This is a genomic window from Pontibacter sp. FD36, assembly GCF_015686655.1.
GTDB lineage: Bacteria > Bacteroidota > Bacteroidia > Cytophagales > Hymenobacteraceae > Pontibacter.
The window spans coordinates 340,090-347,124 of record NZ_JADPMP010000005.1; the positions used below are offsets into that span (position 1 = coordinate 340,090).

6 protein-coding genes are annotated in these 7,035 nt (G+C 48.9%); 3 read left to right on the forward strand and 3 right to left on the reverse strand.

Features of this window, described 5'->3' with window-relative positions; genetic code table 11:
• Positions 1-56: 56 nt before the first annotated feature.
• The 3 genes from I0P70_RS09340 to I0P70_RS09350 all read right to left on the reverse strand — a co-directional run bounded on the left by I0P70_RS09340 (position 57) and on the right by I0P70_RS09350 (position 4,759).
• Positions 57-2,471, reverse strand: coding sequence for a DUF5686 and carboxypeptidase-like regulatory domain-containing protein (locus I0P70_RS09340; protein ID WP_196116986.1), 2,415 nt, complete (start codon positions 2,469-2,471; stop codon positions 57-59).
• A 78-nt stretch (positions 2,472-2,549) separates the two neighbouring features.
• On the reverse strand, positions 2,550-3,407 hold the full coding sequence (locus I0P70_RS09345) for a phosphatase PAP2 family protein (RefSeq protein ID WP_196116988.1): 858 nt from the start codon (positions 3,405-3,407) through the stop codon (positions 2,550-2,552).
• A gap of 146 nt (positions 3,408-3,553) precedes the next feature.
• Positions 3,554-4,759, reverse strand: a complete 1,206-nt coding sequence (locus I0P70_RS09350) for an NADH-quinone oxidoreductase subunit D (protein WP_196116990.1) — start codon at positions 4,757-4,759, stop codon at positions 3,554-3,556.
• A 226-nt stretch (positions 4,760-4,985) separates the two neighbouring features.
• On the opposite strand from I0P70_RS09350, the gene I0P70_RS09355 reads away from it, so the two are divergent.
• The 3 genes from I0P70_RS09355 to I0P70_RS09365 all read left to right on the forward strand — a co-directional run bounded on the left by I0P70_RS09355 (position 4,986) and on the right by I0P70_RS09365 (position 6,933).
• Positions 4,986-5,633 carry a hypothetical protein gene (locus I0P70_RS09355; RefSeq protein ID WP_196116992.1) on the forward strand — a complete coding sequence of 216 codons (648 nt, stop codon included), beginning with the start codon at positions 4,986-4,988 and terminating at the stop codon, positions 5,631-5,633.
• Between the two features lie 80 nt (positions 5,634-5,713).
• Positions 5,714-6,301 carry a hypothetical protein gene (locus tag I0P70_RS09360; protein ID WP_196116995.1) on the forward strand — a complete coding sequence of 196 codons (588 nt, stop codon included), beginning with the start codon at positions 5,714-5,716 and terminating at the stop codon, positions 6,299-6,301.
• Positions 6,302-6,306: 5 nt separating this feature from the next.
• Positions 6,307-6,933, forward strand: a complete 627-nt coding sequence (locus I0P70_RS09365; RefSeq protein ID WP_196116997.1) for a DUF4274 domain-containing protein — start codon at positions 6,307-6,309, stop codon at positions 6,931-6,933.
• Positions 6,934-7,035: the final 102 nt, after the last annotated feature.

The following is a 7,035-nucleotide window of genomic DNA, read 5'->3' on the forward strand; positions in this document are numbered from 1 at the left end:
AAGCGTAAGCCACCATGTTAAGACCATGATCTATCTTGCTCTAATTAAGCCCATACCTAAAAAGCCAGTGTTGCCGTCAGTTTGATTTTGAGGTTGTCTTTAGCTTGTGGCAGCGCGTAGGGGCCGTAGCGGTAAAATGCGCCTACTCCAACACCAGAGAAGGCAGAACTGATGATGTTGTTGAGCATCAGGCCGGATTCGAAAAAGCCTTTGCGCATGTTGCTGTACTCGAGCGGTTCTAAATCAGGTATAGACTGACGTAGATCGCCGATGCCCATGTTCTGCACGAGTACCAGGTCAGGCTTGAAGAGCTTGGTGTTGAGCAGGCGCTTACCCAGGTCTTGGCGCAGGAACAGGGCCACGTAGCGATCAGAAAAAAACTCGTATGGGCGCATCGTCTCAAATCCTTCACCTGCATACACGTTGTAGTTGGAGCTGTAGCTGCCGTAGCCATTGTACAGACTCACAAAAGGCGCATCGCCCTGTATTAAGCCGCTTGCCAACACAAAGCTGGTCTCTCCTAAGCTGCGCTGCCGGAAAGCTCCTTCAGCACGCAAGTCGATTTTGTTGTAGGTATAGCCGTCACTCTCCAAAGCGTCTATGCCTTGCGTGTACTGCAACCAGAGCACAGGGTAGCGGCTCGGCATGGGCATCGTGCGGTTAAATAGCTGCATATACTGCTCACCATAGGCAAAGCGTATACCTGCTGTCGTTTCAGCCAGGTTGAATTCCGGCATTGCTATACCTGACTCGGGCGTGTAAAGCGGCAGTGTAGGGCGGCGTTGCTCCTGTCGTATACCTGCCTGCCACTGCACATAGCGCAGCATGCGCCCACTCAGGCCGGCACTTCGCTGGGTGGTGTAGTCCAGGTGAGGCAGCAATGCCGGGCGCAGGTCGCGGAGCAGTGCACGCTCCTGAAATGGCAGGCGACGCCCTCCTGGCTCCTCTACGTCCTCGGTATAAGCGACCGAAAGCGTGAGTTCAGAAGGTTTGTGCAGCTTGACAGCGGCATCAGTCCCGTATTTATGTTCCTTGTCGCGCAGGCCGTAGCCCCAGTAGCCACCAACCGTAAAGCGCTCCGAAAGCAGGTTGTTAGTATGGGCGCCTATACCTAGTCGCAGTCCTTCAAACCGACTTACTTTAAGCAGGCGGTTCAGGTCCAGACTGATGGGGCCGATGGGCAGTTGTTTGGCCATGAGGTACTCCATCGTGCGGATGGTGCGGTCCAGCTTTTGGGCCTGTCCCACACTGTCGAGGCGCTGGTAAGTAGTTTGCTCTTTTGCTGAAAGAGAGTCGGGGCGGTACTGCTGCCAGAGTTGCTCCGGCTGTCGCCAGGCATCGGAGCGCTGCTGCAGGGCGATCACGCCAAAATCGCTACGGCGCAGGGGCGGGTCCAGGTTTACGTTTGTGATGTAGGTACGAATGTGTCCGTACGGCTGGTGCCCTCGCATGTAGATCTGCTGCACAGTTATCTCCACATCCAACTCAGCAGGAAACCACTGCCGGTTATCGACTTTCACAAATTGCTGTTGCAGCTTTAGGCCTCTTTTGTCATCAGCGTGCGACTCAGCCAGCACGTTCTGCACGGCCCAACCATCGCTGTTGATGTAGAGCAATCCTTTCAGGCCATTGAAATTTTTGCCGGGTTGGGGTGCATAGGAGATGATGAAGACCGTGTCAGCTCCGACTACTGCCGTTTCCTGTAGCACAAAGTCATAGCGCCTGATGCTGCCATTGCTCAGGGGACTCAGGTAGCGCTTCCCGAAGAACACCGGCATATCATCATACACCGAGAACTCCCGCGCCTCAGCAGCCACTACGCCAAAGCTAGGTTGCTGCAGCCCGGACACCCGTGTTGCCAGGATGGTCTCTTTTGAAAGATTTTTGCCTAGCTGCGCATAATCGGTGATGCTCTCCATCAGGAAGAGGTGCTGTCTGGTCAGTAGGTTGCGCATGCGCAAAAAAGAAGAGTCCTGCTCTGCCAGGCGCAGCGTATCGCTCAGGTCGAGATCATCCGGTGCGTTGGCAGTCAGGATAAACTTGTTGTAAGTGCGGTAGGTATAAGCCGGAATGTTTTCGAGGCGGTGGCGGTCACGGTTTTGGTTGGCCAGTTGGATAATGCGGTGCGCCGGGTTTATACCTGACCGGATAACGACTTCCTGCAACTGGGCCGCCGAAGGCCGCAAGGCGATGTCAAGCTGCGACATCGAATCAACCGGCACCACTTGCGGGGTATAGCCCACATAGCTGAAGCGCAGGCTGGTGATGGGGCGGTTGTGCCGGAGCTGGTACTGGCCGTCCAGGTTAGAGGTAGTGCCTGTTTCACCTTCGTTTACCACGATGCTTACAAAAGGTAGCCGCTCCCGGGTGTTGGCATCGCGCACTGTGCCCTGCACATTGTATACCTGCGCCAGAGAGGTGGCGGTACAGAGCAGAAGTTGCAGTAGCAGGAGCAGTCGAAGTGTTGGCATGCAGTAAATATAAAAAGAATTGGCGCCTCCCCATAGACAGAGAGACGCCAAACTATACCTGATGTACAGGATGAATGTTTAGAAAGTCACCGACATGGCCATGCCCATCTGCCCGTTTGGCAGCACAGTAGGGTACATGGCTGTGTTCAGACCGCCGCCCTTGGTGAGTTTGGCCTGTACCCAGTAAACCGTGTTCACGGATATAATGCCTACACCTGCACCAGCCAGCACATCAGATAACCAATGGGCATCGTTCAGCACACGCAGCACACCAGTGCCACCAGCTATACCATAGCTCACCACACTTACCCAAGGGCTCTTGTGCCGGAACTCCTTATCCATAAAAGTAGCGATCGTGAAGGCGTAGGCCGTGTGACCGGAGGGGAAGGCATAGGGCTTGCCGTTAGGTCTGTCTCTGTCAGTAAGTTTCTTGGTGGGCCACACAATAGCCGATGCCAATGCTCCTGAAGAAAGGAGCAGCAATGTTTGGCGCCCGAGTTCGTGCCTGTTCTGAGACGAAATAATGTTGAAGCCATAGAGACCTACCAAAGGGGCCAGCATGGCAAAATCATCAGCGTTGGTTGCAAACTTAGGGAATACTCTGTGACGGTAGTTAAAGACATCATCGCTGTTCAGGATACCATCTCCTCCCATGGTATAGATACCGGCACCTATCAATGCGACGGCAGGTATAACGGCTCGCTTGAGGTAACGCTTGTTGTCACCCTCCAGTCGCTGCGATTCTGTGAAAGGCTTTTTCTGACCGGGGAGTACCGTGTCGCCAGGGGGTACGAAGAAACGTGGGTCTACGGAAATAGCCCGGAGCGTGTCAGGACCGGGCTTTTTGGAAGGTTTTACCTGGGCAGTTGCCATGGTAGGACCTAGCAGGATTGTGAGCCAAAGTAAGTGTACAGTGAATAGCTGGTTTAGTCTCATATACTTGCTATAGGAAATTCATCTGGCATTCTGAAGTGCATCAATCAACACCTCCCTAATTTTTAACGATTAAGAGTAGCATGAGTTTTAAGAGGGGTCCACATAGCATGCCGTAACATGTACTTTTGCCCGAAGCAGCAAGTAGTTTACCTGTCCACTTCGCCCAGCACGATATCCACGGAGCCTACAATAGCGATCAGGTCGGCTACCATGCAGCCGCGGCTTATTTCGGGCAGTACAGATAGGTTCACAAAGCTTGGAGCACGGCCATGGCAGCGGAAAGGCACGTCGCTGCGATCGGTGGTGCGGAAAAAGTAACCCAGCTCGCCACGAGGCGTTTCGCCCCGGAAGTAAAGTTCCTGTGTGCCGGTCATGCGCATTTTCTTGGGGCAGGCCGCCTGCGGATCAAAGTCTGGGGTGCGCTTGTGCTCGCCGAGCAGTACATCAAGGCATTGGCTGATGATCTTAACAGACTCGCGGCATTCGAGTGCCCGCACATAGTTGCGGTCCCAGCAGTCGCCGGTGCTGCCCATGATGCCTTCGCCGATTGGCACTTCAAATTCCAGCTCAGGGTATACGCTATACCCATCGACGCGGCGCAGGTCGTGGCGCAGGCCGGAGCCGCGCAGCATCGGGCCGGAACAGCCGTAGTTAATGGCTACATCCAGCGGCAGCACGCCTACGTTGGCAGTGCGGTCAATGAAAATCTTATTAGTGAGCAGGATGGTATCGAGTTCGTCGAGCTTGGGTTGCAGGTAGTTGATAAACTCACGGCAGCGCTCTTCAAAGCCGATAGGCAGGTCATAGTACAGGCCACCTACCCAAATGTAGTTATAGAGCATGCGGGCTCCACTTGTCCACTCAAGAAGGCGCTGGATGTGCTCCCGGTCGCGCAGCAGCCACAAAAACGGTGTGAAAGCTCCAATATCAATGGCATAGGTACCAATCGCCAGAAAGTGCGAAGCCAATCGGTTGAGCTCTGCTACCAGCACCCGGATGTACTCTACCCGCTTCGGAATCTGATCGGTTATACCCAATAACTTCTCCACGCCCATGCACCACACATGCTCGGAGTTCATAGCGGCCAGGTAATCCATGCGGTCCACGTAGGGGATGGTCTGGTTGTAGGCCATGCTCTCGGCGTGCTTCTCGAAGCAGCGATGCAGGTAGCCGATGTGTGGCGCTACATTGGTAATGATCTCCCCGTCTGTAACCACCTCGAGGCGCAGGACACCGTGCGTGCTCGGGTGCTGCGGCCCCATGTTCACGATCATTTCGCCCGCCCGCAGATTATCCAGGCTGAACTTGTTCGGCTCCGATTGCAGCAAGTACTCTTTGTGCGTGGTAGACAAGGGAGAGGTAGAAAGTTAAAAAGTTAGAAAAGTAGAAAGTTAAGCAAAGTTCGGAAAAATGGGGGAATTATGGAGAAGGAGTTTTGTGTGGAAATACTGAAGCCAAAATTGTATATAAAGCTTCATATATAGTATATTCGGTAATCCGGTTCCGGTTATCTGTCAAAAACGACAAAAAACCGGATGTTAATTCCGTTTAGCTACAAGTTAGCTCCAATAGGTAATAATGAAGATTAAGCCAAGTATAAGGAATATTAGTATTGTTCTGATAACATTGATGTTGTTGGCTTACAAGTTATTGCTGGCTTCACAGGACTTTCCAAGCTCTTTTACAAATGGACTTCAAAGAACTGTTGTTTTCATTGCATCCACCATACTTATTCTAAATTTAACCTACAGATTAAAATATAAGGGCGTGATTGTGCTAGGATATATAGCTCTAACAATTGCTTTAAGCCACTTAGAATTGTGGAAGACTGCAACTAGGAATTATCTAGAAGAGAAGGACAAGTTCTTCTCAGGAATTGTGGCAACACTTCATAATGATACAACCAATCTTTCTTTGGGCCTGTTTCAGGATTCAGTTGCATACAGAAGGGGGACAGACAGGCAAATCAGCCCCCTCAACTCGGACACCTTTCAAAGCTCTTTGATATCTTTGAGTGAAAACACTGGAGTAAGAGAAATAGAAAAAGATAAATTTATTACACTCTTTATTTTTAGTCGCTTCATCGACAATGGGTACGGATTAGCCTATATTACTCCTTCAGGTTTAGAAGAACTCTACAAACAGGAGAACTACAGACTGAATGGGTACCAAATAACAGGTTTGTCCAAGGTTAAAGGTAACTGGTATTATATCTCATTTACTTAAAAGCTAATAGAGCTAACCAAACCTATAGTGCATAAACGCACCATAGTAAAACCGTTGTGGCATAGCAGGATTAAGAAAAGATGGTAGTATTAAGGACAAAAGAAGCTCTAATAGAAGGCAGACATCTTCCAGAATTTGAACTGAATCAGGGAGAGCTTATGTCACTGTTGGTAGAGTCTTTGGAGTTCGAGCTAATCCTGAAAGACTACCTGACTGGAAAAAAGCAAAATCCCAATGTGGAGCTTTTAAAGTCCTTCGTCTTTGTTGAGCATACTTCATTTAAGGTGACACTAATTGATAGATTGTTGGGAAGGGACTTGGTGCGTCATTTAGTTCAAAAAGAATTCAAAGACTCCAATCAAACGGTAGAATCTATCATGGAAAAGGCGCAGGTAAGTGCTGACTGGAGAATTAGGGGTTTGGCAGGAAATCCAAGGCGGATATTGGCTACATTGATGGCACTTGAACATAGTAGCTGTATTATCTATGATGTTACAGGTATGGACCCCTTGGGAGCAGAGCGACTGCACCAGATTGTACAGGAAGAAATCAAAACACGTGGGGGAGCTGCAATAGAAATGAATGTGCCAACCTTTAACGGAAAGCGCTTCCTGCCAAAAGCTGACAAACTAGTTGAAATAAAAATGCCAAACCACAACAAAGTATAGCAGGTATGCTTCGGCTACGCCTTGCCATCCGTTATACCAGAACGCTGTATGCAATTACAAATAAGAATTTAATGATAATCTTGCCTAACAAAGAAAGACTTATACACGAAAACTTTATTGAATTTTCTTTCAATAATGAAGATGAAGATTTCTTGCCCGATTATAAACTTTTTGAAAAGCTCAACTCAACTGAACAATATTATCTTGCTCAAAACTACAACTGGGATAATAATGGTGAAATTCTAAAGTGGATAATAGAAAGTCATAAATGTGACAAAGGAACTGCATCTTTAATATTTTGGTCAGCAGAACCTGACTCTTATTTTGATAAATCTGAAAAGGAAATTGCTGAATCTGAAAAGGATATATTTTTGCTTCTAAAAAGAATTGTTGAAAAATTTAATAACAAGGAATTTAGAAGGTCAAATTTGAAGTATGACCCAACGGAGAAAGTACAAAATGTAGATTGGAGTAAACAAAATGTTGAGTGGAATATCCCTGAAGAACTCAAAATGCCAACAACTGGTTTTAATATAATTAGCTTAGGGATAATTCAACATAAAATTTGGCAATGGCAACGTAAACGCAAAGAAGCCAAACGTGCAGCCAAAAGGTTGAAACGGAAAAAATAACAGCATATAACAACTAAGGCTTCGTTGGGTACGAAGTGCCCACAATGAAGCCGTGGTTGCACTGACCGTGCGACGCGTTATGGGTTTTAAGTTGGAAGAAGT

What these genes read in the sequence shown, in the direction of transcription:
- I0P70_RS09340 (WP_196116986.1), bottom strand. Translation starts at nt 2,471, where the DNA reads ATGCCAACACTTCGACTGCTCCTGCTACTGCAACTTCTGCTCTGTACC.
- I0P70_RS09345 (WP_196116988.1), bottom strand. Translation starts at nt 3,407, where the DNA reads ATGAGACTAAACCAGCTATTCACTGTACACTTACTTTGGCTCACAATC.
- I0P70_RS09355 (WP_196116992.1), top strand. Translation starts at nt 4,986, where the DNA reads ATGAAGATTAAGCCAAGTATAAGGAATATTAGTATTGTTCTGATAACA.
- I0P70_RS09360 (WP_196116995.1), top strand. Translation starts at nt 5,714, where the DNA reads ATGGTAGTATTAAGGACAAAAGAAGCTCTAATAGAAGGCAGACATCTT.
- I0P70_RS09365 (WP_196116997.1), top strand. Translation starts at nt 6,307, where the DNA reads ATGCTTCGGCTACGCCTTGCCATCCGTTATACCAGAACGCTGTATGCA.